27 protein-coding genes and 2 pseudogenes are annotated in these 25,830 nt (G+C 70.0%); 20 read left to right on the forward strand and 9 right to left on the reverse strand.

Annotated features, from left to right (window positions below):
• Nucleotides 1-59: 59 nt before the first annotated feature.
• Nucleotides 60-473 (reverse strand): hypothetical protein, encoded by a 414-nt coding sequence (locus ACIGO6_RS37775; RefSeq protein ID WP_399884634.1) that lies wholly within the window; start codon nt 471-473, stop codon nt 60-62.
• Nucleotides 474-1,020: 547 nt separating this feature from the next.
• On the opposite strand from ACIGO6_RS37775, the gene ACIGO6_RS37780 reads away from it, so the two are divergent.
• From ACIGO6_RS37780 to ACIGO6_RS37795, 4 genes are all read left to right on the forward strand, one after another.
• Nucleotides 1,021-2,037 carry a serine hydrolase gene (locus tag ACIGO6_RS37780; RefSeq protein WP_399884636.1) on the forward strand — a complete coding sequence of 339 codons (1,017 nt, stop codon included), beginning with the start codon at nt 1,021-1,023 and terminating at the stop codon, nt 2,035-2,037.
• 207 nt (nt 2,038-2,244) lie between these two features.
• Nucleotides 2,245-3,018: an SDR family oxidoreductase gene (locus tag ACIGO6_RS37785; RefSeq protein WP_399884638.1), complete on the forward strand. Its 774-nt coding sequence runs from the start codon at nt 2,245-2,247 to the stop codon at nt 3,016-3,018.
• A gap of 30 nt (nt 3,019-3,048) precedes the next feature.
• Complete coding sequence (locus ACIGO6_RS37790) at nt 3,049-3,369, forward strand: nuclear transport factor 2 family protein (protein ID WP_399884640.1); 321 nt, start codon at nt 3,049-3,051, stop codon at nt 3,367-3,369.
• 45 nt (nt 3,370-3,414) lie between these two features.
• Complete coding sequence (locus tag ACIGO6_RS37795) at nt 3,415-4,242, forward strand: MerR family transcriptional regulator (protein ID WP_399884642.1); 828 nt, start codon at nt 3,415-3,417, stop codon at nt 4,240-4,242.
• Nucleotides 4,243-4,290: 48 nt separating this feature from the next.
• Here the strand turns inward: ACIGO6_RS37795 and ACIGO6_RS37800 are convergent, their stop codons facing one another.
• Nucleotides 4,291-4,842 (reverse strand): EF-hand domain-containing protein, encoded by a 552-nt coding sequence (locus tag ACIGO6_RS37800; protein ID WP_399884644.1) that lies wholly within the window; start codon nt 4,840-4,842, stop codon nt 4,291-4,293.
• 236 nt (nt 4,843-5,078) lie between these two features.
• Nucleotides 5,079-6,884, reverse strand: a complete 1,806-nt coding sequence (locus ACIGO6_RS37805) for an NHL domain-containing thioredoxin family protein (protein ID WP_399884646.1) — start codon at nt 6,882-6,884, stop codon at nt 5,079-5,081.
• Nucleotides 6,885-7,280: 396 nt separating this feature from the next.
• Between ACIGO6_RS37805 and ACIGO6_RS37810 the strand changes: the two genes are divergently transcribed.
• Nucleotides 7,281-7,988 (forward strand): PH domain-containing protein, encoded by a 708-nt coding sequence (locus ACIGO6_RS37810; RefSeq protein ID WP_399884648.1) that lies wholly within the window; start codon nt 7,281-7,283, stop codon nt 7,986-7,988.
• A 295-nt stretch (nt 7,989-8,283) separates the two neighbouring features.
• Here the strand turns inward: ACIGO6_RS37810 and ACIGO6_RS37815 are convergent, their stop codons facing one another.
• Together ACIGO6_RS37815 and abc-f are read right to left on the reverse strand one after the other, a co-directional pair.
• Nucleotides 8,284-8,505, reverse strand: a complete 222-nt coding sequence (locus ACIGO6_RS37815; protein ID WP_399884650.1) for a DUF5302 domain-containing protein — start codon at nt 8,503-8,505, stop codon at nt 8,284-8,286.
• 83 nt (nt 8,506-8,588) lie between these two features.
• Nucleotides 8,589-10,217, reverse strand: coding sequence for a ribosomal protection-like ABC-F family protein (gene abc-f, locus ACIGO6_RS37820; protein ID WP_399884652.1), 1,629 nt, complete (start codon nt 10,215-10,217; stop codon nt 8,589-8,591).
• Between the two features lie 407 nt (nt 10,218-10,624).
• Here abc-f and ACIGO6_RS37825 point away from each other — a divergent pair.
• A pseudogene (locus ACIGO6_RS37825) lies at nt 10,625-10,900 on the forward strand (winged helix-turn-helix domain-containing protein); the annotation flags it as partial.
• A 908-nt stretch (nt 10,901-11,808) separates the two neighbouring features.
• Here ACIGO6_RS37825 and ACIGO6_RS37830 read toward each other — a convergent pair.
• On the reverse strand, nt 11,809-12,657 hold the full coding sequence (locus tag ACIGO6_RS37830; RefSeq protein ID WP_399884654.1) for an NAD(P)H-binding protein: 849 nt from the start codon (nt 12,655-12,657) through the stop codon (nt 11,809-11,811).
• Nucleotides 12,658-13,140: 483 nt separating this feature from the next.
• Here ACIGO6_RS37830 and ACIGO6_RS37835 point away from each other — a divergent pair, with 483 nt between their 5' ends.
• The 6 genes and pseudogenes from ACIGO6_RS37835 to ACIGO6_RS37860 all read left to right on the forward strand — a co-directional run bounded on the left by ACIGO6_RS37835 (nt 13,141) and on the right by ACIGO6_RS37860 (nt 16,946).
• Nucleotides 13,141-14,163 (forward strand): urea transporter, encoded by a 1,023-nt coding sequence (locus tag ACIGO6_RS37835; RefSeq protein WP_399884656.1) that lies wholly within the window; start codon nt 13,141-13,143, stop codon nt 14,161-14,163.
• 275 nt (nt 14,164-14,438) lie between these two features.
• Nucleotides 14,439-14,618: a hypothetical protein gene (locus ACIGO6_RS37840; RefSeq protein ID WP_399884658.1), complete on the forward strand. Its 180-nt coding sequence runs from the start codon at nt 14,439-14,441 to the stop codon at nt 14,616-14,618.
• A 21-nt stretch (nt 14,619-14,639) separates the two neighbouring features.
• On the forward strand, nt 14,640-14,828 hold the full coding sequence (locus tag ACIGO6_RS37845) for a hypothetical protein (protein ID WP_399884660.1): 189 nt from the start codon (nt 14,640-14,642) through the stop codon (nt 14,826-14,828).
• Nucleotides 14,804-14,996 (forward strand): annotated as a pseudogene (locus tag ACIGO6_RS37850) (IS5/IS1182 family transposase); the annotation flags it as partial. The gene ACIGO6_RS37845 and the pseudogene ACIGO6_RS37850, both read left to right, overlap by 25 nt.
• 515 nt (nt 14,997-15,511) lie before the next feature.
• On the forward strand, nt 15,512-16,300 hold the full coding sequence (locus ACIGO6_RS37855) for a nucleotidyltransferase domain-containing protein (RefSeq protein WP_399884662.1): 789 nt from the start codon (nt 15,512-15,514) through the stop codon (nt 16,298-16,300).
• Nucleotides 16,301-16,607: 307 nt separating this feature from the next.
• Entirely contained in the window at nt 16,608-16,946 is a 339-nt protein-coding gene (locus tag ACIGO6_RS37860; RefSeq protein WP_399884664.1) for a hypothetical protein, read from the forward strand.
• Between the two features lie 250 nt (nt 16,947-17,196).
• Here ACIGO6_RS37860 and ACIGO6_RS37865 read toward each other — a convergent pair whose 3' ends face one another.
• Nucleotides 17,197-18,039, reverse strand: a complete 843-nt coding sequence (locus ACIGO6_RS37865) for a maleylpyruvate isomerase family mycothiol-dependent enzyme (protein ID WP_399884666.1) — start codon at nt 18,037-18,039, stop codon at nt 17,197-17,199.
• A gap of 375 nt (nt 18,040-18,414) precedes the next feature.
• On the opposite strand from ACIGO6_RS37865, the gene ACIGO6_RS37870 reads away from it, so the two are divergent.
• Together ACIGO6_RS37870 and ACIGO6_RS37875 are read left to right on the forward strand one after the other, a co-directional pair.
• Nucleotides 18,415-19,047: a DUF6000 family protein gene (locus ACIGO6_RS37870; protein WP_399884668.1), complete on the forward strand. Its 633-nt coding sequence runs from the start codon at nt 18,415-18,417 to the stop codon at nt 19,045-19,047.
• Nucleotides 19,044-19,445, forward strand: a complete 402-nt coding sequence (locus tag ACIGO6_RS37875; protein ID WP_399884670.1) for a DUF5958 family protein — start codon at nt 19,044-19,046, stop codon at nt 19,443-19,445. Before ACIGO6_RS37870 ends, ACIGO6_RS37875 begins: the two co-directional genes overlap by 4 nt.
• Nucleotides 19,446-19,514: 69 nt before the next feature.
• Here the strand turns inward: ACIGO6_RS37875 and ACIGO6_RS37880 are convergent, their stop codons facing one another.
• Entirely contained in the window at nt 19,515-19,883 is a 369-nt protein-coding gene (locus tag ACIGO6_RS37880) for a hypothetical protein (RefSeq protein ID WP_399884672.1), read from the reverse strand.
• Nucleotides 19,852-20,721 (reverse strand): helix-turn-helix transcriptional regulator, encoded by an 870-nt coding sequence (locus ACIGO6_RS37885; RefSeq protein ID WP_399884674.1) that lies wholly within the window; start codon nt 20,719-20,721, stop codon nt 19,852-19,854. Before ACIGO6_RS37885 ends, ACIGO6_RS37880 begins: the two co-directional genes overlap by 32 nt.
• A 148-nt stretch (nt 20,722-20,869) precedes the next feature.
• Between ACIGO6_RS37885 and ACIGO6_RS37890 the strand changes: the two genes are divergently transcribed.
• From ACIGO6_RS37890 to ACIGO6_RS37915, 6 genes are all read left to right on the forward strand, one after another.
• Nucleotides 20,870-21,784 (forward strand): SDR family NAD(P)-dependent oxidoreductase, encoded by a 915-nt coding sequence (locus ACIGO6_RS37890; RefSeq protein WP_399884676.1) that lies wholly within the window; start codon nt 20,870-20,872, stop codon nt 21,782-21,784.
• A 59-nt stretch (nt 21,785-21,843) separates the two neighbouring features.
• The gene (locus ACIGO6_RS37895; protein ID WP_399884678.1) at nt 21,844-22,638 is read left to right on the forward strand and encodes a hypothetical protein; all 795 of its coding nucleotides are present in this window, start codon (nt 21,844-21,846) and stop codon (nt 22,636-22,638) included.
• Between the two features lie 259 nt (nt 22,639-22,897).
• On the forward strand, nt 22,898-23,128 hold the full coding sequence (locus ACIGO6_RS37900) for a hypothetical protein (RefSeq protein WP_399884680.1): 231 nt from the start codon (nt 22,898-22,900) through the stop codon (nt 23,126-23,128).
• A gap of 55 nt (nt 23,129-23,183) precedes the next feature.
• Nucleotides 23,184-24,575, forward strand: coding sequence for a Mucin-2 (locus ACIGO6_RS37905; RefSeq protein ID WP_399884682.1), 1,392 nt, complete (start codon nt 23,184-23,186; stop codon nt 24,573-24,575).
• 126 nt (nt 24,576-24,701) lie between these two features.
• Nucleotides 24,702-25,241, forward strand: coding sequence for a winged helix-turn-helix domain-containing protein (locus tag ACIGO6_RS37910; protein WP_399884684.1), 540 nt, complete (start codon nt 24,702-24,704; stop codon nt 25,239-25,241).
• Nucleotides 25,238-25,774: a transposase gene (locus ACIGO6_RS37915; RefSeq protein ID WP_399884721.1), complete on the forward strand. Its 537-nt coding sequence runs from the start codon at nt 25,238-25,240 to the stop codon at nt 25,772-25,774. The genes ACIGO6_RS37910 and ACIGO6_RS37915 overlap by 4 nt, the downstream gene beginning before the upstream one ends.
• The last annotated feature ends 56 nt before the right edge of the window (nt 25,775-25,830 follow it).

A 25,830-nucleotide genomic window follows, 5' to 3' on the forward strand; every position in this document is an offset into this window, starting at 1 on the left:
AACGCGGCCAGTACCGCGCTGGCCTCGCTCCGCGATCTTTCCGCGGTGTCGGAGTCCGATCAGCCGGGGCGGCACATCTTCCGTCCCAGCAGGCTGATGATCAGCATCCACTGCGCGCGCGACACGCTCGAGGCCATCGAGCTGGCAAGGCCGGTAGCCAGGCTGCGCCACCAGGACGGAGTGAAGTAGTAGCCCTGCTCTTCCTGGGGCTCGTCGTCGGCCGCGGACGGGCGCCAGAAGCTCAGCAGCAAATCCTGGGCGACGAAGGAAGCAGCGTCGTCGGGGTCTTCCTCGAGGGAGGTGAACGCACTGATGCGCCGGACGACCTCGCGCGCTGGAAGCGCGAAGACGTCCACGCCCTCGAAGAGCACTCGGTCTGTCTGAAGTGGTAGCTGTGGTAGCCCTTCGCCGCGGATCCGGTCAGCCTGCTCGAGCAGTGTCTGCAGACGTCGCCGTGTCAACTCCTCGGCCATGGCAGGAGTCGGTGCTGCGGCCAGGATGGCTCGGACTTCCCTCGAACACAATCCGTGCTTCTGCTGGGCAAGAGCATCGAGGATTGCAGGTAACTCTCTGAGCTGGGAGCGAAGCTTGGTATGGGCCTGGCCGCGGGCCCGTACTGCGTCTTGTGGGGCCAGGTGACCACGGCAATCCCCCCCTGGCGTCCGTGCAGCGCCCCCGGCGTCCCCCAGACGCAAGCTGCCGACGGGACCCGACACCGGACGGCAGAGCGCCTTTTGCGACACCGTCGCGCATCCTGACCCGGGCGCTGCCCATCCGCGATTTCCTGCGTCACCCGTGCGGTCCGGGCACACCGAGTCCCACTCCCCCCGGCCGGGCGGGACTGTGCTTCGTCTACGCGTCGGAGCGCGTCCGGGTGGACTGGTGGCCGCGCGGCACCAGTGGCCATGGCCACGCTCCGGAGGGCGCCCTGACCGGCCTTGAAACAGTCGACGACCAGGAACGGACGCGCTGCCGAGAAGCCTGGCGATCTCGAATCTTGATTCGATTATCCTCTCACCCGTGGATGCGAACCCACCTGCCAGACGACGCGGCCGCTCGCGCCGGGAGCAACGACGTCGCCGCAAGGCCAAACGACGCCGCATGATATGGGCCGTGACGTCGGTTGTGACCCTGATCGGCGGCGCCACCACCTATGCCATCACCGGGAGCGACTCCGGTGAGTCGTCCTCGTCCGCCCGGGCGAAGGCTCCGTCCCCACCGGCCGTCTCGGCCCGGGCGAAGGCGGGCGAGGCGTCCGCGGACGCATCGGAACCGCTGCCGTCGCCCACCCCGACGCAGAAGCCGTTCGATCTCGAACCGGCTCTGGCCCCCGTGACCGCGCTCTTCGGCGACAACCGGATGTCCGTGGCGATGCTGGACGTCAACAGCGGTGCCATGGCGACGTACGGACACGACGCCTTCGACACCGCCAGCATCGTGAAGGTGAACATCCTGGCGACCCTGCTGCTCCAGGCCCAGGACCAGGGGCGGACGTTGAGCACCGAGGAGCGCGCCCAGGCCGCTGCCATGATCCAGAAGAGCGACAACGACTCCACCAGTGCCCTGTGGACCCGGATAGGCAGTGCCCCCGGGCTCGACGCGGCCAACGAACGGCTCGGCCTGTCCGAGACACAGGGCGGTGAAGGGACCGTCTGGGGCATCACCCAAACCACAGCGGAAGATCAGATACGCCTGCTCCAGTCCGTGTTCGGCGACAAGTCGCCCCTGAGCGAGGCGTCGCGTACCTACATCCAGGACCTGATGCGGCACGTCGTGGGAAGCCAGGTCTGGGGCGTGTCCGCAGCAGCCGACTCGGGCACGACCGCACTGAAGAACGGGTGGCTCAAGCGGACGCAGACCCAGAAATGGGACGTCAACAGCATCGGTCGGATACAACATGAGGGCCACGTCTATCTGATGGCGGTACTTCTCAACGGCTGCAGCACCCAGGAGGTCGGCATCAGCATCGTAGAACAGGCGTCTCGCGCGTCCGTGACAGCGTTCTCCCGACGTCTCAAGGAGAAGTCCACCACCTGAACGCCCGGACCGGGGCCGAACCGCCTTCTCGATCCGCTTCGCGCGCACTTCGGCCGCCTCCCGCTCTCGTACGGCGTTCACGTGCTCCGGCAATGACGTCGGCCGTCCCCGTCGGCCCCCGGTCGACGCGACGCCGTGACCGGAAGCGCGGGCGGGTGCCGCGGCGGGCTTGAGTCTCTCCCCGGGAGAGGGTCCACGCTGGCGGACATGAACAGCAATGATCTCGACAAACGCGTCGCCGTGGTGGCGGGCGGCAGCAAGGGAGCCGGGCTGGCGACGGCACGACTGCTGCGGCAGGCGGGGGCGAGGGTCGTCACCATCGCCCGCACGGCTCCGGAGACGGCCGACGTGGTCTTCGTGCCCGCCGACCTGAGCACACCCGAGGGCGTCACGGCGTCGTCCGAGGCCGTGGCCGAGCTGGTCGGGGTGCCGGACATCCTGGTGCATGTCGTGGGCGGCTCCCGCTCTCCGGCGGGTGGATACGCGGCGCTCGACGACGAACGGTGGGCGCAGGAACTGTCACTCAACCTCCTGCCCGCGGTCCGCCTCGACCGCGCGATCGTCCCCGGCATGGTGGCTCGTGGTTCGGGCGCGGTCGTGCACGTGACCTCCATCCAGCGCCGGATGCCGCTGCACGACTCGACCCTGGCCTACGCCGCGGCCAAGAGTGCCCTGGCCACGTACAGCAAGGGTCTCGCCAACGAGGTGGCCCCGGCGGGTGTCCGGGTCAACTCGGTCGCTCCCGGCTTCATCCGCACCGACGGCGCCGAGCGTCTTCTGGCACGCCGGATGCGTGAGGGCGGCATCACCCGCGAGGCCGCGCTCGGAGAGCTGATGCGGGTACTGGGCGGCATCCCGCTGGGACGGCCCGCGGAGCCCGAAGAGGTCGCCGAAACGATCGCGTTCCTTGTCTCGGACCGGGCCAGTGGCATCACCGGATCCGAGCACGTGGTCGACGGCGGCACCATCCGCACCGTGTGAACCTCCACCATCACGACATGGGAGACAGCCATGCAGGACATCCGTGCCTTCGTCGAGGAGTACGTCGCCGCGGCGACGGGTCCCGACCGCGAGCGCTACGTCGCTCTGTTCCACGACGACGCCGCCGTGTACGACGACGGGCGCAGCCTGAGAGGGCTCACGGAAGTGCGCCGCTGGCGCGAGGAGACGCCGGACGTCGACTACGACCTGCTGGAGGTGGCCGGCACTCCCACCGCCTGCCGAGCCGTCGCGCGGGTCTGCGGGGACTTCCCCGGCAGCCCGGTCATCCTCCGCTTCGCCTTCGAGCGCGACGCGCGGGGGAAGATCACCGTGCTGACCATCACCCCCTGACCACGGGCGGCCGGACGACGGGCCGCCCACGAGGAGGAGCGCACCATGGCGCAGAGACTGACGATCGGAGAGTTCTCCCGCATCACGCACCTGAGCATCCGCATGCTCCGCAGGTACCACGAGCAGGACCTGCTCGTCCCCGCCGAGGTCGACCCGGACACCGGCTACCGCTACTACTCCCCCACGCAGATCCGGCCGGCGCTGACCGTCAGGCGCTTCCGCGACCTGGACCTCCCGCTGGCGGACCTGCGGCGCTTCCTCGCTGCCGAGTCCGCGGACGGGCCGGACGACGGCACCGCGCAGCAGGTCGTCGCGGCCCACCTCCGCCGGCTCGAGGACCGGCTCGGCCGCACCCAGCGGGCCGTCGAAGCGCTCCGGGAACTCCTCGACCCGGAGGCGGAGCGGGCGGTGGCGCTGGAGGAACTCCCCGCCCAGCGCGTCCTGGCGGTGTCCCTTGACGTACCGGAGAGAGCCGGACTCGGCTGGTACGACGAAGCCATGCGGAACCTCGACGCGGCAGCCGGAGAACGCTCCGTCCTCCCACCGGGCGGTCGGTACGAGCACACTCTGTTCACCGAAGGCCATGGCCGCGCCACCGTGTACCTTCCCTTCGACGCACCGCTGCCACCGGATGTGCCGGGCACGGTGCGCGAGCTGCGCCTGCCGCGGCGGACGGCCGCGGTCGCCACCCATCAGGGGCCGCACGACGACCTCGACCTGACCTACGGCGCCGTGGGCTCCTTCGCCGCCCGCAACGCCCTGCGCTCGCAGGACCTCGTCGAGGAGGTGTACCTCGTGGGGCCGCGCGACACCGACCGGCCCGAGCGGTGGCGCACCCTCGTGGCGTGGCTGGTCGCTCCGGAGAACGGCTGACCGGCGGCGGACGGTCCCGTCTGCCGCCCGCCCGGCAGGGGTTGCGGGTCAACGAAGGGAATGCCCTGCGACGGGCCCGCACACGTAGTTGCCCGGCTCGGCGGGGTCGTCACTGATCCAGAACTGGGTCCACAGCGCGGCGAACTCGGATCGGCTCAAATAACCGTCGGCATCCTGGTCGAGACGGTCGAAGACGTCTCCGGTCGCGACCCCCTGCCCGTGCCACAGGTCGATCAGCCGCTGGTGCTCGTTCCTCGAGATGCAGCCGTCACCGTTCTCGTCCACCGCGTCGAAGACCGTGTCGGCGGTGGCGGCCACCGCGTCCCGCATGGTGGGCAGCCGGTCGACCATGCCGAGGAGGTCGTCCATGTCGATCCTGCCGTCGTTGTCCGTGTCGACGGCCTGCGAGAGGTGCCTCCACCACCCCAGCAACACGCCCTCCACCCGCGCGGCCAGTTCGCCGTCCGCCCGAACGCGGGGCAGCCGGCTCCACCGGGACGCGAGCGCCGCGAAGTCCGCCTCCTCCAGGCAGCCGTCGCCGTTCACGTCGAAGGCATCGAACATGTCCTGCAGCTTGGTCCGCTGAAACTCACTGGCCATCGCAAGCCCTTTCTCTCGCGGTGCTGAAAGGATGCTGTCCACGCGCGTCGGCCACCCATCGGCGTGTGAGAGCGCGAGGTGTCACAGCGACGCCACCGAGCGCCCTGCCCGTGCGCCGAGCGCCGGTTTGAGCGCGTGGCGCGCCCTCGGAGGGCCGCCGGTGCCCGCGATGCGGCGAACGCCGAGCGTCTGGGGGGAACCGAGCGGCACCCTCCTGCGGCGACCCGCCCGACCGGTCAGGCCGTGTCGACGCCGGTCAGGACGAGCGGAAGACGGTCGCTCGCCCCCTCGACGAGACGGACCGGGATCTCCCAGTCCGTCTGGTGGACGTGGCAGGCCGGGTACGGGATGTCCGGGTCGTCGTCGCAGGACGCGGCCGTCGCGGAGACGTGCAGCACTCCCTCGGGCACCGACGGGTTCAGGTCGAGGGAGCGGGACAGGTCGGTGCCCGCTCCCTCGCCGGCACGCAGCAGTTCGAGTGGGGTGGCGGAGACCAGGAGCCGCGTCGCGGGCCCGTAGCGCAGGTCCGGCTTCTGACCGGCGGGGGCCCGGAAGGCCACCTCCAGGCGCAGGGTGCCCGGCGCCGCCTCCGTCGTCTCCCGCCGTACGCCGTCGCCCGCCCTCGCGCCCAGGGCCTCCTCCGGCAGGCGAAGCCGGGTCAGCCGGTGCCGGGCCGACTCGACGACCAGGATGTCGTCGCCGACGACCACGGCGTCACTGGGCTCGCGCAGATCGGTCGCCAGCGTGCTCACCTCCCCGGTGGGGGGTTCGTAGCGGCGGAGAGCGTGGTTGTAGGTGTCGGCGACGACCACCGAGCCGTCCGGCAGGGCCGTGACGCCCAGGGGATGCTGGAGCAGTGCCCGGGCGGCGGGGCCGTCGCGGTGCCCGAAGTCGAAGAGTCCGGTGCCCACCGCCGTGCGGACGGTGCCTTCGAGGTCCACCCAGCGCAGGGCGGACGTCTCGGAGTCGGCCACCCAGAGCCGGTCCTCGGTCGCGGACAACCCGGACGGCTGCGCGAACCAGGCCTCGCGGCCGGGCCCGTCGACGAGCCCCTCGTTGCCGGTGCCGGCGGTGACGGCGACACTGCCGTCCCGCGGATCGTAGGCCCAGAGCTGGTGCACCCCGGCCATGGCGATCCAGACCCGGCCGTTCCACAGGGCGACGTCCCAGGGCGAGGAGAGACTGACGGCACGGGCGGCTCCGCGGGTGGGCTCGCCCGGCCTCCCCTGCCTGCCGGTTCCGGCCAGGGTGGTGACCTCGCCGGTGACGGGCTCGTACCGGCGCAGTGCGTGGTTGACGGTGTCGGCGACGACGACCGAGCCGTCGTCGAGCAGGGCGAGTCCCTGCGGCTCGCTGAACGAGGCGCTCTCGGCCGGGCCGTCCGCGAAGCCCCGTCTCCCGCTGCCGATCCGCCGCACGAGGCTCTCCCCGTCCTCGGCGAGCTCCACCAGTTGATGCCGGGTGGTGTCGCTGACCAGGAAGGTGCCGGAGGGCAGCGGCACGGCCTTGCCGGGAAAGCGCAGGGTCGTCGGCTCCGGCTCCGGTGCCACGTACGGGGCGTCGCCGCGCCGAAGGGTGCCCTTGGCCGCGTGCTGGGCCTCGAGTTCCTCGAGCAGCCGCTGGATGGTGGGCGCGTGTCCCTCGCCGGCGTACTGGGCGACGACGTAGCCCTCGGGATCGATCACGGCGAGGGTGGGCCAGGCGCGTACGGCGTACTGCTTCCAAGTGGCCCGTTCCGGGTCGTCCAGGACGGGATGCTCGACGCCGTAACGCTCGACGGCGTCCAGGACGGCCCGGTGTTCGGCCTCGTGGGTGAACTTGGGCGAGTGCACACCCACGATCACCACGGTGTCCCTGTGCCTCTCCTCCAGATCGCGCAGTTCGTCCAGGGCGTGCAGGCAGTTGATGCAGCAGAACGTCCAGAAGTCGAGGATCACGATCCGTCCGCGAAGCGCCGCGAGACTCAGCTCCCGGTCGCCGGTGTTGATCCAGCCACCCCTGCCCACCAGCTCAGGGGCGCGGACCCGTGCATGCTTTGCCATGGTTCAAGCCAATCACACCGCCGCATCCCGACCCGGGGCGTGCGAGGCGTGCTCGTCCCCGACGACTCGGCACTCGGGCAGTTCTGGGCGCAGGCGCTCGGCTGGAGGGTCCCGCGCGTACTTCGAGCCGGCCACCACCTCCGACGTCCCGGAGTAGTTGGCCTCATGCCGGCGACGAGACCGACGGATGCCACGACCAGAGGGCTGTGGCCCGCGTCCCGTGCAGAGCTCCGTGATTGTTCGTGCCGGCCGTCGCCACCATGACGACGCGGGCTGCTCCGAGCTGCGTCGTCTTCCAGTTCGCCCGGGGCTCGGCTCTCCGAGGAGGGGACCATTGCGCAGCCCGGCGATACCGTGGTGTCCCCAAACGCCGATCTCCGACTGACGGGAGGAGCAGTGGAGGCAGGGACCGATGGCCGGGTGATCCGCAAGTACCGGCTTCGCGCGGCGCCGTTGGTGTTCGTCACCCTCACTCTCGGGTTGCCCGGCATCCCGTTGGCGCGGGGGATCGTGCCGGAGGACAACCTGCCCGTGACGCTCAAGGTGAGCATGCTCGTACTGCTGAGCACGGTGTATCTCGGCATCATCTGGTTCTGGCGAGCGGCCACCCTCGTCCACCGGGACCACCTCGCGGTACGGCAGCTCTTCCGGACCCGCAGGACGGCGTGGTCCGACGTGATGAGCATCGAGAGCGAGGAGAATTCGGCTTCCCCCAGGACGATGCTGCTCGATCGAGAGGGACGACTGTTCGCGCTGCCAGGGGGCGTGGGGGCGCAACCCGAGGAGGTACGAGCCATCAAGGACAGATGGGTGCGGTCCCGTGGCGAGGGCTGGACGCCTCCGGTCGATGCCTTCGTCCTGGCGGCTCGGCACCGCGCTTCGGCACGTGAATCCGCGTTGGTGTGGGCCATTGTCCTGGCCGGAGGCTCGTTCCTCGTGATGCTGGTGTCGGGGCTCGTCCTTGACTTCGGGTCGGAGTGGGAGGGTGACGAGATCCCCTGGTTGTTCCAGGCGATCGGCTTCGTGCCGGTCGTGGTGTTCGTCGCTGTCCGTCAGGTCGTCGGCCGCCTCCTGCGCCGCCGGCGTGCGGCGTGCATTTCCTGACCCGGGACGAGCGCCTTCGCCCCAACGGCCCGGCCCCGGCGTCAGCGGCTTGACCACCTTTCCGGCCCCAGCGCGTGCACCGGCCATAAGCCCCGGCAGGTTGGCTGTTTCGAGGTTCAGGTGTCGCACCAGTGCGCGGTGGTTTCTCAGGTACGGCGGCAGCTTCTAGGGCGGGGCGAGGAGCGTCGGCTCCTGGCGGATCCGGGCGGGATGGTCCAGGCCCACGGAACTGGTGCCGGAACGGCCGCTCGGTCCGGGGTGTGGATCGGGCGGCCGTTCCGGGGTGGGGCGCCGGTCAGCCGGACTTGCGGCGGAAGTTGCGGGTCTGGCCCTTGGGGCCGTTGAGTCCCTTGATCTTCTGCCGCCCGTCCTGGTGCGCCTGCTGAGCCCGGCCCATACGGGCCTTGCGCTCCAGTGCTTCCTGGAACTTGCGCTTGGCGTCGGCCTCGGGAGCCGCAGGGGTCTCGGGCTCAGGGGCCTCGGTCTCGGGCGTGTTGTCCTGCGGGGTGTCGGTCATCGTGTTTCCTCCAGTTGGGTAGGGGTGGGAAGGGAGAACCGCCGGCTACGGCGTGACCGTGGGGTGGTCGCGCCCCGAGCACTTCACCGGGCGAGGGAGCGGTCCACGCCCCGGCCCGTCAGGGCGAGATGGTCGCCCTGCCAGCGTTCGCGCAGGCGGCGGTCGTGGGAGACGAGGAGCAGGGCTCCGGAGTAGGCGGCCAGGGCCTCCTCCAGGTCTTCGGTGACCGCCGGTGAGAGGTGGTTGGTCGGCTCGTCGAGGAGCAGGACGTCACAGGGTCGGCTGAGCAGGCGGGCCAGGGAGAGTCGCTGCCGCTGGCCCGTGGAGAGTTCTGTGACGCGGGCTGTGAGGCGGTCCTCGGTGAACAGGCCCAGGGAGAGGAGCGTGGCGGTGTGGTCCTCGGGGGTGCCGGGGAAACCGCGGGCGTACGCGGAGAGGAGGGTCTCGCCGGGGCGCCCGGGGCCGGGTTCCTGGGGCAGGTGCCCGATGCGACCGCGCCGGGTGACATGGCCCTCGTCGGGGGCGAGGCGGCCGGCCAGGACGCGCAGCAGGGTGCTCTTGCCTGTGCCGTTGCCGCCGGTGACCAGGAGGCGGTCGCCTGCCTTGACGGTGAGGTCGGTGGGTGCCAGGCGGCCGACGACGGCGACGCCGGTGGCGTCCAGGACCGTGCCGGCGAGCGGCCCGGACCGCAGGACCGGCGTGAAGCGCAGCGGCTCGGGCGGGGCGGGGACGGGCTCGGCGAGGAGACGCCGCAGTCGCTCCTCCGCGTTGCGTACCCGGCCGGCCAGGGACTGCTGGACGCGGCCTCCGGCCCGGTCGTAGGCCATCTTGTTGCCGTCGGTCATGGCGCGGCCGGGGGCGACGCGGCGGGCGGTGGTCGCGACGGCCTCGCGCTGGGCGGCCACCTCGGCTTCCCAGCGGGCGTGATCCAGTACCCAGCGCCGGCGGGCCGCCGCCTTCTCGGCGAGGTAACCGGAGTAGCCGTTGCCGTAGCGGGTGACGGTACGGCGGTCGGCGTCGACCTCCAGGAGGGTGGTGGTGACGCGTTCGAGGAAGACCCGGTCGTGGGAGACGGCGACGACGGTGCCGCGCCGAGTGCGCAGATGCTCCTCGAGCCACGCCAAGGCGCTCGCGTCGAGGTGGTTGGTGGGCTCGTCGAGGAGCAGCACCTCGGGGGAGGCGGCGAGCAGGCCGGCGAGGCGCAGGCGGACCTGCTCACCGCCGGAGAGGTCACCGAGGGCGCGGTCGCGCGGGAGATGGGCCAGCCCGAGGCCGTGCAGGGCGCGTTCGACGCGGGCGTCGGCCTCGTAGCCGCCGCGCAGTTCGAAGGCGGTCGTCAGGTCGCCGTACTCGGTGAGGACCCGGTCCTCGCCCGCGCCGCCGGACATGGCGGCTTCGAGCGCCCGCATGCGGCACTCGATGGCGCGCAGGTCGCTCAGCGCTTCGTCGACGGCCTGTTGGACGGTGTGGTGCGGCGGGAGCCGGCCGTCCTGCGGGAGGTAGCCGACACCGCCCTCCGTCCGGACGGTGATCTCGCCGCTGTCGGGCCGTTCGACGCGGGCGAGCAGACGGAGCAGGGTGGACTTGCCGGATCCGTTCTCCCCGATGACGCCGGTGCGTTCACCGGCGGTCAGGGCGCAGGTGACGGCGTCAAGGACGAGTCGGCCGTTGTACGACTTCCTGACGGCGCGGGCGCTGATCTGCGTGGGCAAGGAGGCTCTCCGGGACGTTCGTGAGCGGGGCGGCCGTGGTGGACCGCGGGGTCGGGCGAGCGTCCCGGTCGAGCATGTCTGCTCCTTGGTACGACGACAGGTGCGTGGAGAGGCTTGCACGAGACGGTGGCGGGAGCAAGTGGATTTCGGTGCCGTGTGGGGCGGGCTGGGCCCGGAAGCGGGGGTGGGAGCGTGCCTGCGGCGCTGGAGGTCGCGCCCCACCGCGGCGCGGTGACGACACGTACCGGCCGAGACGGGCTGGGGCCGGCTCCGGACGACACCGCGCGTGGACCACTCACGTGGCACATGTCGCCTCCCTTCCACCGAAAGCCCAGGTCAGCGCAGCACTCGTCGAGGCGTCAGGCGGCGCAACACTTCGGCAACACCACTATCCCTACCGGATCGGCATGGTTCCGAACGTGCCACCCACCGACCGCGTCCGAGACCACGCCGGCCAGGGCGCGCCCACCGTCGCCGCCCAGCGCACGCGGTGTCGGCTGCGCGCGGATCAGGCACGCCAGCTCGCCGATCTGTTGCGTCACCAGCTCCTCTCCGGGGGCTTCCCGGCAGGCACCCTGCCGCACGAGTCGACCCTCGCCGCCGAGTACCGGGCCTCGCGCAACACGGTCCGCCAGGCTCTCGGCCTCCTCCGCACCGAGGGCCTGGTGGAGCGCCTCGACGGAGCGCCCGACCCGTGGCACCTTCCACGCGGGCCGCGGCCACGACTACCGCACCCATGACATCGCCTGTGAGGTCCAGGTCGCAGCCCTGCCAAGAGCGGTGGGCTCCTTGTGGTCGTCGGTAGTGGTCGCCGATGAGGCGGAGGATCGTGTGCCGGACCTTGCGGAGGGCCCGGTAGCGGTGGTGTTCCTCTTGGTGGGCGGCTTCGTCGCCGAGGTCGAGGGTGTAGGGGAGTTGGAGAAGGCACACAGGACGTCGATGCTGATCTGGCGGAGGCTATCGTCAGGGGCGTCGTCGGCAAGGCCAGCCAGGGCGTGGACGCCTCCGAGCCGTACTGCCGGGGAATCCGAGCCGAACTTGTCGACGGCTTGGGAGAAACGCTCAGTGTGTAGCCGTGTGGCCTCGCGGTGAGCACGTGTCTCGTCTACGCGCTGGCGACGGTAGGCGACGACCTTGGAAGTCCAGCAGGACCACCAGGCTGTAGAAGACACCACCCGCGACTACGACCGCCACAACGAAGGCCAGAGTCAAAGCTCGGCCGGCCTTCCGCAGCCTCAGCTCGCGTTCATTCAGTGACCGTGATCTTCGCCTGGGCATCATGACGGATACGACAAAGCACCGTGGTCAGCGGTTGCAGCGCTGGATGCTTCCGGTCTTGGCCACCGCGCGGCAGCGACCATCTCCAGCAACGTCCAGAGTTTGATCCTCACCAGCTACCAGCTTCTGCAAGCAGCTTGTCGCCGCTATCGGCATCACTGTGACACCGAGAGAGGGGCTCAGTGCCAGCGGAAGTCCTCAGCCTCCACCAGCCACCTCCCACTCTGCGCTGGCACGTGCACCGACCTGTGACTGAGTGTTTGAGTCGGTCCTGCTCAACCTTGTTCGTGGCCCGCTCGGCGGTGTCCGGCGCTCACCCGTGTGCTGACAGGACGTCGCGGAGAGCGAGAGGGGCGCGGCCGGTCAGCTGGGTGTAGTCGTTTCGGACTCGATCCCAGCGCTGCTCGCGCACCGAGGCGAACATGGACGAAAAAGCGTAGAGCCACCAGGGATCCAGGCCGTTCGCCGCAGTCTCGGCACAGTATGTGTCAGCCGGGATGTCCACGTAGACGACAGGCGTCTCCCACGCCTCCGCCGTGATCGAGGCGATGCCTGCCAGGTCCACCGACTCGGGCCCTGTGATGTCATGGTGACGGCCGGTCGGCTCACCCACCGCGAGGGCGGCCAGTGCACGCGCCACGTCGTCGCGCGCCACCAGGGAGACCCGGCCATCCGCGGCCGGAAGCCGCAGCAGCCCGGTCGCGCGCGCCTCGGTCAGCCAGGCTTGGAAGAACTCGATGTAGAGCGAAGCCCTGGCGAACGAGCACGGGACGCCGGAAGCCAGAAGCAGATCCTCGGTGAGCCGGTTGACTACTGCATAGCAGAACGGGGACGCCATGTCGGCGTCAACGCTGCTCAGCGCAGCGACATGGCCGACACGCTCAGCCGCCACGGCGGCGACAACGTTGCGGTGGTGCAGCAGCACCCGTGCATCGGGCCCGTCACTGGAGACGAAGACCAGAGTGTCCACGCCCTTCAGCGCCGCACGCAGCGCCGGCGGATCGGCGTAGTCGGCGACGGCGACTTCCACCTGCGGCGGCAACGCCTCGGCAGGCAGCCTCCTCCTGGTCATCGCTACGACGTCCACGTCGGCCCGGTCCGCGAGCAACCGCACGATCCGCCCGCCCAGGCTGCCCGCCGCCCCAGTCACCGCGATGCGCATCGTTGCCCCCCGTCGCCTTGTCACCAGTCGTACAACCGTAGGCAGCCAAAGAAACGCGAGCAATGCTCGAGACCTGTGGATCGAGCTCGGGGAGCACGCGAAGGGCGTACCTTCCCGAGTGATCGATTGATGGTCATCGAGTAGGGGACGTCCGGGCGGACGGGGACACGGCGGGCTGGACCGAGCGAGCGTACCGTCCGGGCCACGAGCGCGCCGTCGAAAGCATGGCGGGCGGGGTCCACGTCGTCCCAGGCCAAGAAGCGAGGAGCCAGGTCAACGATCACCGCGCAAGCCTGCCACGTCCACCCGGCGCCCCAAACTGCTTCTCATCGCGGTCACCAGATACCGTATTGCGGAAACTAAATATCGCTTCGCAGAATGATTGGGGGGCGGGACGTGCGACGGTCGGTACGAGCCCGGTGGTGGGGGCGTTCAGCACACGAGCCGGGCTTCTGCGCGCAGGTGCTGCGCGGATTGGGCCAAGTGGCGTTCCAGGCGAACGCGTGGACGGGGGCCGTCTTCGCCGCGGCCCTGTGCTTGGCCGACTGGCGGTTCGCCGCGTATGCGGTGGGGGGCGCAGCCCTGGGCACCTGGACCGCCCGCGCGCTCGGCGGGTCACGCGACCGGCAAGAGGCCGGTCTCGAGGGCTTCAACTCCGCGTTGCTCGCCCTCTGCTTCGCCGTCTTCCTCGGCCGGGACCGGCCTGCCACGGCACTGCTCGCCGCCGCGGGCTGCATCGTGGTCACCATCGGCACGGCGGCGGCGGTGCGTCTGCTGAGCGTCTGGGAACTGCCGCCGCTGACCCTCCCGTACTGCCTCCTGGCGGTTGCGGTGACCGTGGCCGCGCCCGCCTTCCGGCGGATCTGGCCGTTCGGTGACAGCCTCGCCGCACTGCCCGGCTCGGCCTCCGGGCGGACCGCCCTGCATCTGGACGAGCTGGCGCCGGCGTTCTTCCACAACGTGTCCCAGCTCTTCTTCCTGGAACTGTGGCACGTGGGGGCGCTGTTGCTCGCGGGCGTCTTCGTCGCAAGCCGGACGGCCGGACTGATCGCCTGCGCGGGCAGCGTGACGGGGATCGTGACCGCCTGGGCTCTCGGTGCGCCGGCCGAGCAGATCGCCAACGGCACCATGGGCTACAACGCGGTGCTGGTCGCGCTCGCCCTGTGTGGGGTGTTCCTGCCGGCGGCGCCGGCCACGCTGTTCTACGCCCTGCTCGGCGCCGCGACCGCGACGGCCCTGACCCCCACCGTCGCCGCGCTGCTCTCACCGTCCGGCGGGCACGCCTTCACCTGGCCGTTCGTGCTGACGACACTCGGCTTCCTGGCCGCCGCCCGTTCCTTCCCGCGGCTGTCCGGACCAGACCGCGGCCGGGCCTCCGGTCCGGAAGTGGGTATCCGTGGTCGTGCCGGCAGTCATCCGTGCCGCAGGTCCGTGCAGGCCGGTCGTCGGCCGGTCGGTCACGTGAGCGGCGCGAGGACGATACGGAGTCGGTCACGTGCACGGTGATGTCGGTCAGGCTTCGATGACGCAGGCCGGGGCGGGCGTTGGGCCCGCGACCCCCTGAATCCCATTCCGGCGCCGGCCGACCGGCCGTGGGCTGGAGCTGGTGACACCGGCCGGCGGCCGTCCTTCACCAGCCGCCGCCCATGGACGCCGCCTCTTCCCGATGGATGTCGGCCTGCTGGCAGCGCTGACCCCACCGCGGCTTGGCCACGGGACGCATTGGCCCACCGCAGCGCCGCCACCGTGAGATCGCCACAGCAGACAGTTCGATCGGCGAGATGCTCGCACGCCACCACGTGCACACCTGGAGCAGCCATTTCTACGGCACATCCGCCAAACCGGACGCCGGTGAAGCCGACTCGGCTCGCGCCCAGTGGCTCTGGACCGGCGCCGTCCGCCCCGTCGCAGCGACCACCGACCACACCGCACCGGCCCTCACGCTCACCACCAGTGGCTAGGAGCTCAACGGGCACCGTTGGGTGGACACGGCGGCAACCGTCGCCGACCAGCTCGTCGTCGACGCCGTATCCACCACGACGGGCGACATCCTGGTGGTGCGCGTCCCACATGGCCGCCCCGGCGTCACCGGCGAGCCCGCGCACGACCGCCTGGGACAACGCGTCGCCGACGCGGGCGCAATCGGGTGGAGCGGACCTACGGGTGGCTGATGCTCCACCGCCGCCTGGCCCGCGACAACGAATCCCTGTTCGCCCGCTCCGAAGCCATAATCCAGCTCGCCCTGACCGACCGACCTGATGGCCCGCCTCCTCACCGGCGAAGCCACCATCTCCTGGCGCGACCCGACACGGCAGGATCAAACACTGATTCCGGGATGAAACATCGAGAGAAACAACCTCCAAATACGCCAAGTCAACCCTGAGTAGGGCAGTGCCAGTCGGCCGAGTCGATCACGTGCCCCTCCGTGCCGCTGAGGTGGAAGCAGTTGCCGTTGACCCACACCGTGACCGATTCGGGCCGATGGTCTCTACGGTCAACTCCAGCGCGGCCTCACCACCGTTGCTGAGCAACAGCCGCACTCTTTCCTCGGTGACCATGCCCGGCACCCCTCCTTGCCTCTACGGGCGGTTCCACCTGCAACCGCAGGCACCATGGGCCCACACGGCCCGATCGTCACACGCACAATCACCCGATCCAAGCGGCTTCGTGGCCCGAGTTATCAAACAGTCCTGCCGAGATAAAACGCTCTTTCAGTTCCTGTTTCGGGACCGTCTACTGCGGCGCTCGGCGTCGCTGACCGCTTGGGTTTATCCTCGGGAGGACTCCCCCGCAGTCCGCGCGTGCGGGCCCGGTCTTGTACCGGGAGAGGCCCTCCGGATACCTGGAATCTTCCATGCAGCATCATGAGGACACGCTGGATGCATACGTCCGCAGGGCGGCGGCCGACCCGAACGCGATCGCGGTCATCCTTGTGGGGTCGGTGGCGCGTGGTACGGAACGCCCCGACTCGGACGTCGACGTATATCTAGTCGTGCCCGACGACGTATTCGATGCGGCCATTGCCGCTCATCGCGTAATCTTCGACGAACGCTCCGACGTGACGTATCCAGGCGGCTGTGTCGACGTCAAGCTCGCCACCGTCGCGTTTCTGGATACTGCCGCCGAGCGCGGGGACGATCCTGTTCGCGCATCGTTCGAAGACGCCCGTGTCGCCTGGGTCCGCAATGGCTACGACATCGCCGGGCGGGTCGCCTCGATCCCCGTGCTTCCGCCGAAGTCCTGGGAGAGCCGAGCCATCTCGTTCATGTCCGAGGTACGGTGGCACGGAACCGACTTTCTGCCGCAAGCTATCGCGTTGGACAACACGTTCCTGCTGCATCACGCCGCTGTACACACGGTCAGCGCCGGCGGGCGGGCCCTGCTAGCGTTGAATCGGACGCTTTTTCGCGGGCCGAGGTACCTCGATGCCACCCTCGCCACGCTGGACCGAATACCGGGCGGATACAGCAGCCTCGCTCGACAACTCATCACCCAACCCAGCCGAGAAAGCGCCGACGCATACGTGCAGGCGCTGGAGGACTTTCACCCCTGGCCAGTGGATCCAGCGGCAAGTGCCTCGATATTCATCCGGGACAACGAACTCGCCTGGCTCACCAGGGTACTGCCGCCGGAGCTCAGCTGAGCTGACCGGCACATCACACTCGCCACAGCTCTCGGCGAGCCGACTCCCGGGTTCGGCCGAGTCCTTGGGTACCTTCAGCCTCCCCCGGACGGCGTCCTCAGACGCAGCAGCGCCCAGGACCAGCCAGTTGTCCGGGGCGCTGCTCAGGCTCGAAAAGCCCCTACGGCTCCACGTACACCACGACCGTGATCTGCCGAAGGGCGGTCACGTACTAGGGTCGTCTGCACGCCGACACCCGCTGGGCCGGCACGCTCATGGCCGTCGCGGACAGCGAGGCGCGGCGGCCACGGCGGCTGCCGCGGCCGCCGTGCGCGATGCCTCCGTCAGTCGCAGTGAAGCAGCCCGCGCGGGACGGACCGCCCTGTCCGGACTTGCCGGTTTCACCTCCGGCGACGCCCTGGCCTCCGCCGTCCTGACCACGGCCGCACCTCACCCTATGGCGGTTTACGACCGCCGCGCCCACGCCGCACTGCGCTCCCTCGGTATTGCGCTCACCCACTCCCCCGGCCGGTACGACCGCTACATCGCCGTCATCGACCGCCTCCTGCCCCATGCCCCCGACCCGGCCCGCACCTGGACCCCACGGGAGATGGACACCGCCCTCTACTGCCTGCCACTCACCTCTCGCACCCCGGCCGGCACATAGACCACGCCGCGACTGCCCTCCCCGGCCCGGAGCGGCTACAGCGGTGCTCCTTCCGCCCCGCCACTGGAGTGTCGCGGTCTGGTCGCACCAAGAGCGTGAGAAGAACGTGACCCTCTAGACGCCCGGCCGGACCGGCTGGGTGCTGTGGGAACCCAGTGAGAGTCCGCCGCAGGACAGCGGCGTGGTGTTCGGTGCCCTTCACTGGCGCTGTTGGTGTCAGGTTCGGTGGAAGCCGGTGAGCGCAGCGCCATCAGTAGATGATGGACACGATCCGGCACGCGGCTTCGGCGAGCCGCCGATCTCCTTGTACATCGGCACGGGACAAGGCATCCGCAGGATCAATGTTCCGCGTAGCCAATCGCCAGACGGTCTCTGTATCCAGCAGTACAACTGCGGTTGGTCGGCTACTCGGCACTTCGGCCAAGGACCACCGGTCCGCGGTGGCAGTCGCCGTCCAAGTGCCGTCCGCGGGGCCTTCGGCGATCATCTGGACCTGCGCCCCGACGGGTGCTGACGTACGTCGGAGCGTGTGAGGCAGGGCCCGCATGAAGGTATCGAGGACCACGGTCAGGGCACGTGGATCCGTGTCGGTGTTGCAGCCGATGGCGTGGCGGATCTGCTGGCGGTGAGTCCAGTGCTCGGTGAACTCCCGAGCAATGTCCAGCCACGCCGGCGCGGGGTTGACGCCTGCCCACGACACGCCCAGGGCTGTCGCGTCAAGGTTGGCTGTGGCGAACCGCTGGGCGAGCTGGGTGCCTGCAGCCGCCAGGGCGTCAATGAGCGAAGCAGGGCTGTCGTCCGCGTGCAGGTCGACCCATTCCTGGTTCGTGCGGTGGATGAACGCCTCGACCGTCTCGCCATCGGCGAAGCCGTTCCGCCAGTCGTGGCCGAGGCGGCCGTAGTAGTCGCCAAGGAGGTGGGCGGCAACGTCGTGCACCGTCCAGCGCCCGGCTGCCGTCCTGCTCCAGTCGGAGGGTGCCAGGCCACGCAGGGTATCGAGCAGCGACCTGAGTTCCGGACCGAACAGTGCACGCGCGTCGATCTGGTTACCCAGCCAAGAAGTGCCGGACATGCCGTTGGACTCGGGACTCATGACCACACCCTGTCAGCCACGAGCCGCGGTCTGCCAACGAATACTCCCGCCTGGAGCGTCCGGGTGACCCACTGCGCGTCAGCCGTCCACGATTCTGAGCTTCCTCGATGGCCAGCCGAGGCTACAAGTCGCTGACCTGGACCGTCTCAGAAAGACTGAAACGAGAGGCCAAAACCGTGAGACTGTGCCACGAGTCCTGAGACCCTACAACTGGCCCTGCTCGGGCTGTCCTGTAGGTCAGTGCCACGCCCCGAACGATCTGGTCCGGCGCCATCAGCTTCGGCCTGGTCACTTCTCTGAACAAGTAGCTACGGTCCGTTGAGGCAGTCGGCAAACCTGTGGCACATGCGGACCCGCCCAGGTCAGGATGCGACTATGCGTCATGTCCGGAGCGATCCCGAACTGCAGGATCTGGTTCGGCGGTTCGTCACGCCTGATCGGCGATATCTTCGGTTGGGCGGAGGCCTTCTGCAGCTGAGCCCGGTCGAGCGCTCCGCGTTTGCGCGGGATTTGGCTCAGGCTGCGTACGACATTACTCCGGCGGAACTCGGCATCCTCTTGGAGGGTGGACGGCGCGAGCGCAAGACTGCCGCCTGGCTGGTTGCTGTGGCCCACAGGGCCGAGTTACGCGACCTCATAGGCCGACTCCTACTGGGCGGTGAGGGGCCGTATGAGGGCGCGGCATACTGCGTCGCCCTTGCGAAGTCCGGTAGTGCAGCCGATGCCGAACTGCTCAGCGCATACCTTGATCGCTACTTGTCGCGTCCCGGCCTCGACTACGACCAGGCACTCGTCCTTGGCACGCTCCTGTACCTCGATGAGATGCGAGGCTCGAAGTACACAACACGGTTCACGGCCCCGGGCGGCCCCCGGGACCGATGGCTCGAGGTCCGGGCCGTGGCGGCCCCCGACCCGCAATACTGCCGGCAGGCCATGCAGCGGCTCTGCGCTTTCGTCGACGAGACCGCTGAGGCCCTGGTCGCGCTGGACTGCGGGAACCGCTCATGACCGAGCGAGACATCATCCTCAACGAACTCGCCCAAGGCCTGCGCCCGATGTCACAGGGCATCGAGTGGTTCGACACCCACGGCCCGGAGGAGCAGGCCGAGATACTCCTGTTCCTGCGCCATCACTGCGTGCAGGCCCGCGCCGTCACCGAAGACGGACCAGAGAGCATCCGCCGTGCCGGGCTGCGACCGACGCACACGCCCGCTGTTCTGATCAGCCGCGGCCCGATCGACCAGCAACTGGGGAAGATCGCCCGCCTCACCCCTGCCGATGAACGACGCAAGGCGTTCCGACTGCTGGTCGCGGTACTCGCGGTCGCGGACGAACGGCGCCGCGAACGCGTCTGCTCCGGCGGATGCGGCCACTGGTGGCACAACCCGCCCGTCACCGAACGGTGATGCCGAGTCCCCCACCGCTGTTCTCTGCCCCTGGACTCCGTCTGCGGCAAGACGGGCTGACGCCAGTGCTCATGAGCCCGTGTCGTCGGCGTCGGAGCCGATCACCGCGATCAGGGCCCGCAAGGCGTCATCGTATCGGTGACGGTCGAAGAAGTGGTCCTGCATCGGGCCGAACCGGAAGAACTCCGGGATCAGACCGCCATAGGCATCACCTGCCGGCTGCATCCCGGCCGCGAACTCGAACTCATCGATCAGCTCGGCGAGGGGTACCGGCAGCAGGGCTGATGCGTTCTCAGACTGCGAGATGGAGCAGGTCGAGCGCGTGCTCGGTCCGTGACCGACAGTGGCTGGCGGCAGCGGTGAGGCTCGCCCACTCGGTTTGGCGAAACCGCCCAGCAGTCGCCGCTCAGGGGAGCGCGGTGGCGGTACGGCGGCCACCTGTGACGCGAAGAAGGTCCAGCTTCCCCGCGTCGCTGCTTCCGGTCGCTGCCGTGTAGGTGACCATGCGCAGGTCCGCGCCGGGGACGATGAGGACGTCGCAGTCGAGCAGGATGTCGCCGACCTCCGGATGCCGGATCGTTTTGCGGTCAGTCGTGTGTGGGGTGGCACTCGTCTGCGTGGCCCAGTGATGAGCGAAGGCGTCGGACATTCCTCGCAGTTCCTGCACGAGACGATCGAGCTGGGCGTCCGCGGGATAGCGGGACACGGCGTCCTTGAGGTCGGCGACAACGGACGCTTCGAAGGCGTCCGGTCCGCGCTCGGACCGGACGGGAAGCATCGAGGCGCGTGCGGCGCCGTTGCCGAAGAGTGCGCGGGCGAGGTTCCGTTCGGCGGTCGGAAGGACGGCGGGGTCGCCGTGGAGGGCGCTCCACGTGGTGTTCCACCACACCAGGGTCCAGTCGGCGGTGAACACGCCGATCGGGACGTCGTTCAGGCGCGCGGCAAGCCGTTGGATCCCCGCGGGGACGTGGGTGCTGACCGTCCCGTCCTGGGGCGGCAGGAGCCTGGCGCTTCGGTACAGCTGGTCGCGCTCGGCGCGGGAGAGCTGAAGGGCCCGGGCGAGGGCGCCGACGACCTGGGCCGAGGGGCTGGTCGCGCGTCCCTGTTCCAGGCGCAGGACGTAGTCGACTGAAAGCCCGGCCAGCTGCGCCAGCTCCTCGCGGCGCAGTCCCGGGGCACGACGGCCGTCGGTCACGGTGAAGCCGGCGTCGGTCGGGGAGAGGCGGTCGCGCCAGGCGCGCAGGAGTGCGGCGAAATCGGAGCGGGAGGCAGCCATGGGTTCATTCTCGCCGTGCGGCGCCGCATCAGCCTGGGTACTGCCAGTCCTAGTGACGGGGACGGCGCTGGTTGGCGGTGGCGCAAGCGGCGAACGTGGGGCTGTGCCCAAGCCGGGCGACATCGGCTGACCAGTGAAGGAGCCTTCCATGAAGCACACCATCGTGATGACGGGCGCGAGCCGCGGGATCGGCCGCGTCGCCGCGGAGCACATCCTGCGCCGGTCACCGAACGCACACCTCTTGGTCGTCGCCCGCGAATCCTCCGGCGCACAGCTCGCTGCGGAACTCGCTACGGGCGGCCACACGGTCTCGCACGTCCCGGCGGACCTGGGCTCTCTGGACAGCGTCCGCCAGGCCGCCACCGAGATCCGCGACCGGCTCGACCGCGGTGACCTGCCGCCCCTACGCGGCTTCGTGGGCAACGCGGGTATCCAGTACACCAACGCGCTCACCGAGGGACCCGACGGACTGGAAGCCACGTTCACAGTCAACGTGCTCGCCAACCACCTGTTCATACGCCTGCTCCAGGACCGCTTCGCGGCCCCCGCCCGGATTGTGATCACTGTCAGCGACACCCACTTCGGCGACTTCAAGCACAACATGGGCATGGTGCCGGGCCCGGCCTGGAAGTCCCCGGACGCCCTCGCCCGCACGGGCGCCTTCCCCAAGCCGGACACCACGGCCGCCGGACGCACCGCGTACTCGACGAGCAAGCTGGCAGCCATCTACCTGGTCCACGAGTACGCGCGCCGCCTGCTGGCCGGAATCGACGCGGTCGCCTACAACCCGGGCTTCGTCCCCGGCACCGGTCTCGCCCGCAACGCAGACCCCGTCTCCCGGTTCGCGATGCGTCGCATCCTGCCGGTGATGACCCTCACCCCCCTTGCCACCAGCCGCAACGCGGCGGGCCGCTACCTCGCCGACGTGGTCCTCGGCACGACTCAGGCACCGACCGGTTCCTACGTCGACCGCGGCCGTGCGGCCCGCTCGTCGGAGGAGTCCTACGACGAGCGGCGTGAAGGCGAACTCTGGGATGCCGCTGAACGGTTCACCGCGGCGTGAGCAGCCGGGGCGGATGCGCTCTCAGGCGTGACGAGCGGTTCACCCCGACAGATCGAGCAGTGACCGAACGGCCCGGCCGGCAGCAGTGGACGCGACTCCTGATGATCAAGGTTGTCGAAGCCTTCGATCGCGAACAGGGGTCGCGTTCGCGTGTCATCCTCCCTGATCGGTGTCCTGCGGCACCACTGCGCAGACATCGACTCCACCTGCCCGGAACCGGACCCGCCGCAGCTCACCTGCCTGGCGGCGCGCCCTGGCCAGGCCATGAACAGGCGCTGCGTACGGTCATCGCCTGCTGGGACCTGCACACCCCGTACCAGGTCGGGAAGCCGGTCACCGACGTGACCGAGCACCCGCGCAAGCCGTCCAAGGCCCGTGCCGACCGGCATGGGGGCATTGTCGACGACGGCACGGTCAACGACATCAGCCTTCGCCACCGCTCCTCAGCCGCACCGCGGCCCCGCGACGGGCAGAACCCGACCGGCCGGCCCCTGGACTATCGGCAGCCTGTCGGCGAGCCCTCCAAGAACCACTGCATGAACCCGCCCCTGCACGCCACCGGGGAGTGCGAGCACGCGGACATCACGAGGCCGCGTCCAGCGGATCGTCAGCGCCGTGGTCCGTCTCCCGGCTACGGCTCGTCCTTCTGCGGAGCAACGGCCCTCCCCTGTTCAGCGATCGACCCCAGCGAGCGTCTGCCGCCCATCCAGTCGTGCTGGCGGAAGGACGCTGGCCGGGATCTTCTCCATGCCCCTGCAAGCCCCGCATCGGCCGCAGCGGAAGAATGCGGGGTCGTTCTCGTGATGGCGGATCCAGCCTCCGGTGCACGCGCCATCGCGCTGGTTGCCAAATGATGAAGTCGCTGTCGTCGTAGCCGGAGGCGACGAACGCGTCGACGGCCGGGGCGGAGGCGGGGCGGCCCTGCCAGTTCTGGAGGACCGCGTACAGCCCGGCGAGGGCGAACGTGCGCCGTGATTCCTCGAGGTCGGCCCCAACTAGCCAACGGACATGAGCATTCGGCCGGGAAACGGTCCTTGAACGACCTTCGCGGCGGACAGCATCCTCATGGCGCTCAGCGTCGCCTCAGTTCACGCCGACCCCAGAGGGCTGTGCATGGCCAAGCGCACCGCAAAGAAGGGCAGCAGCAGACCAGTGCGGCTGTCCGCCGACCGGCTACGCAAGGGCTGGCCCGGCCCCGCCGACACCCGCGTACGGCTCGCCACGGCAACGGACACGGACCCCGTCGACGCGCTGCTCGACACGGCTGGGGCCCGGCTCGTCCCGGCTGAGGGCCTCCGTTCAGAACGCCATTTCTCAGCACGGCCCGCCCGCCAGACGGCCTGACGGGCGAGGGACCATGGTCGTGGACCAGCCGACGGAGACAAGGAAGTTGGGGATCATGGTCGCGTTCCACGCGTCCGCGCTGGACGGAGTCGCCCGCAACCCGGCGCTGCCGACCTCGTTGTTGCTGTGTTTGCTCGCCTTCGACGGCGGCGGTGACGGCCCGCCCCGTCACGCCCTCCAGCGGGCCGGACTCCCCGAGCCGGCCGTCGCGGTGATCCTGGCTCACCCGAACCCGGGCGTTCGAATCGAGTTCGCGATGAGCACCAGGGCCGAGCCCGCGCAGCGAGCCCGGCTCGCGGACGACCCTTCGCCCAGGGTGCGGGCCGCTCTCGCGTACGGACCCGAGTGGGGTGACCCGCGTACGACGGTCGCGCCGCTGCCGGACGACGTGTGCGCCCGCCTGCTCGACGACCCCGACTCTTCCGTACGGACGGCCCTGCTGGCCTCACCCCATCTCGCGCCGTCGTTCGTGGCCTCCTTGGCCACGCACCGCGATCCGGCAGCGCGCCGAAGCGCGGTGCGCGCATGGGAGATCCTGACGCCGGGCGAGCGGTCGGCGCTGCTGGCCGACCCTGACCCGGAGGTGCGGCGGGCCGCCGCGCTGTGGGAGTGCCGACGGTACGCACACGTCACCGCCGAACTCCTCCGCGATCCGATGTCCGCGGCCGATGCGCTGCGCCGCGGTCTCCTCGTCCGCGCCGACGCCGAACGGTGTGTCGCCGAGCGGACGCACCTGACTGCCCTCGCTGAGAATCCTTCGTTGCCCGCCGACCTCGTGGAGCGGCTCGCCGTCGACCCCGACGAGGCCGTACGGCTCGCCACCTCCCTCAGACCCGAGCTGGACGAGACGCGGCGCATGGCGATCGACTTCACGGTGGGGGTCTTCGCCAGGGGGGACGTGGAGTGGGTACGGGACGGGCTCGCCGACCCCGAGGTGCTGCGACGGGCCGCGGCCTCCGCCCACCCGCTGCTCCGGCGCGCCGCCGCCCAGAGCCCCCACCTGACGCCCGACCTCGTGAGCCTGCTCGCGCGCACCGAGGACCCCCTGGTGGAGGACCTCTTGGGTGTGCACCACCCCGACACCCCTGAGGATGTCCTGATGCGTGTGTACGCGAGGCTCGGTGGGACGTTCTCCGCCTGGATGGCGGAGACGCATCCCCGCTTTCCTCGCGAGGGTCTCGCCGCGCGCTACGCGGACCACCCGGACGGGAACTACCGTCGGCTGGCCGTCCGGGACCCGGCCGCCACGCCCGCGTTGATCGAACGGCTCAGTCATGACCCCGCGGTCTGGACGCGCCAGGCGGCGGCCAACGACCCGCGCCTGCCACTCCGCCGGCTCCGCGAGGCGCTCCATGTCCCCGAACTGGCCTCCAGCGCGGGTGCCAACCCGGCGCTCCCCAAGGACGAGATGGCCGCCGTCCTGAACCGGGCCGGCGTTCCCACCTGACCGCCGAGAACCGCCCGGCCCTGCGCCCCCCTACGGCTCGTCCGGGCAGTCCCCAGCCGGGTTACTGAGGTTTTCGGGTTGTCGTCGGGTGGTGACGGTTCATGATCCCCGCGGTATGCCGATGAGGTGAGGTATCCAGAGGGTGGGGGCCTGACCGCTGAGCGGCGGGCGTTTCGTGAGGGGATCCGGCTTCAGGCCGGCGAGAGGTTCGCGGCGGGCGAGAAGACGGCCGCGATCGCGAAGCATCTGCGGGTGAGTGTGCGGTCCGTGGAGCGCTGGCGTCGTGCCTGGCGCGAGGGCGGCATGGAAGCCCTGCGCTCGGCGGGTCCGGCGAACTCCCCGACCGTCACAGACGCCCAGTTCGCCGTGCTCGAGGAAGAACTCGGCAAGGGACCGGCAGCTCACGGCTTCGAAGACGAACGCTGGACCCTGGCGCGGGTGCAGACGGTGATCCGCCGGCGTCTGCGGGTGAGCCTGTCGGTGGCGACGGTGTGGCGGCTGCTGAAACGGCACGGCTGGTCCTGGCAGGCACCCGCCCGCAGAGCACTCGAACGCGACGAGCACGCGGTGGAGCTGTGGAAGAGGGAGGTGTGGCCGCAGGTAAAAGACTCGCGGCGGCGTCCGGTGCCTGGATCGTCTTCGAGGACGAGGCCGGCTTCTCGATGACTCCGCCCCGCGCCTACACCTGGGGCCGACGCGGACATACCCCCGTCATCCGCGTCCGCGGCAGGTCCCGCCGCCGGACTTCCATCGCCGCCCTGTGCTGCTACAAGCCCGGCGAGAAGAGCCGCCTCATCCACCGGCCCCGCGCTCACCTCCGCCTCAAGGGTGCACGCAAAAGCTTCTCCTGGCAGGACTACCGCGACCTCCTGGTCCGCGCACACCTCCAGCTCAACGGCCCGATCGTGGTGGTCTGGGACAATCTCAACACCCACCTGGCCACCGGGCTGAAGCGGTACGAGGCCGGCCACGACTGGCTCACCACCGTCCGCCTCCCGCCCTACGCACCTGACCTCAATCCCGTCGAGGCCGTCTGGTCGCTGGTACGCAGGGCGATGGCCAACACCGCCTTCGACACACCCGCCGACCTCGACCGCACCCTGCGCCGCGAGTTACGCAGGATCCAGCTCCGACCCCACCTGGTCGACGGCTGCCTGACCGCCACAGGTCTGGCTATCACCCCACCGACCCCGCCGTGAAAACCTCAGTAATACTCCAGCTGTAGATCGTGATCTTCATGTGGTGGCCGCGGTCT

Source organism: Streptomyces sp. NPDC053750 (genome assembly GCF_044544295.1).
Lineage (GTDB): Bacteria > Actinomycetota > Actinomycetes > Streptomycetales > Streptomycetaceae > Streptomyces.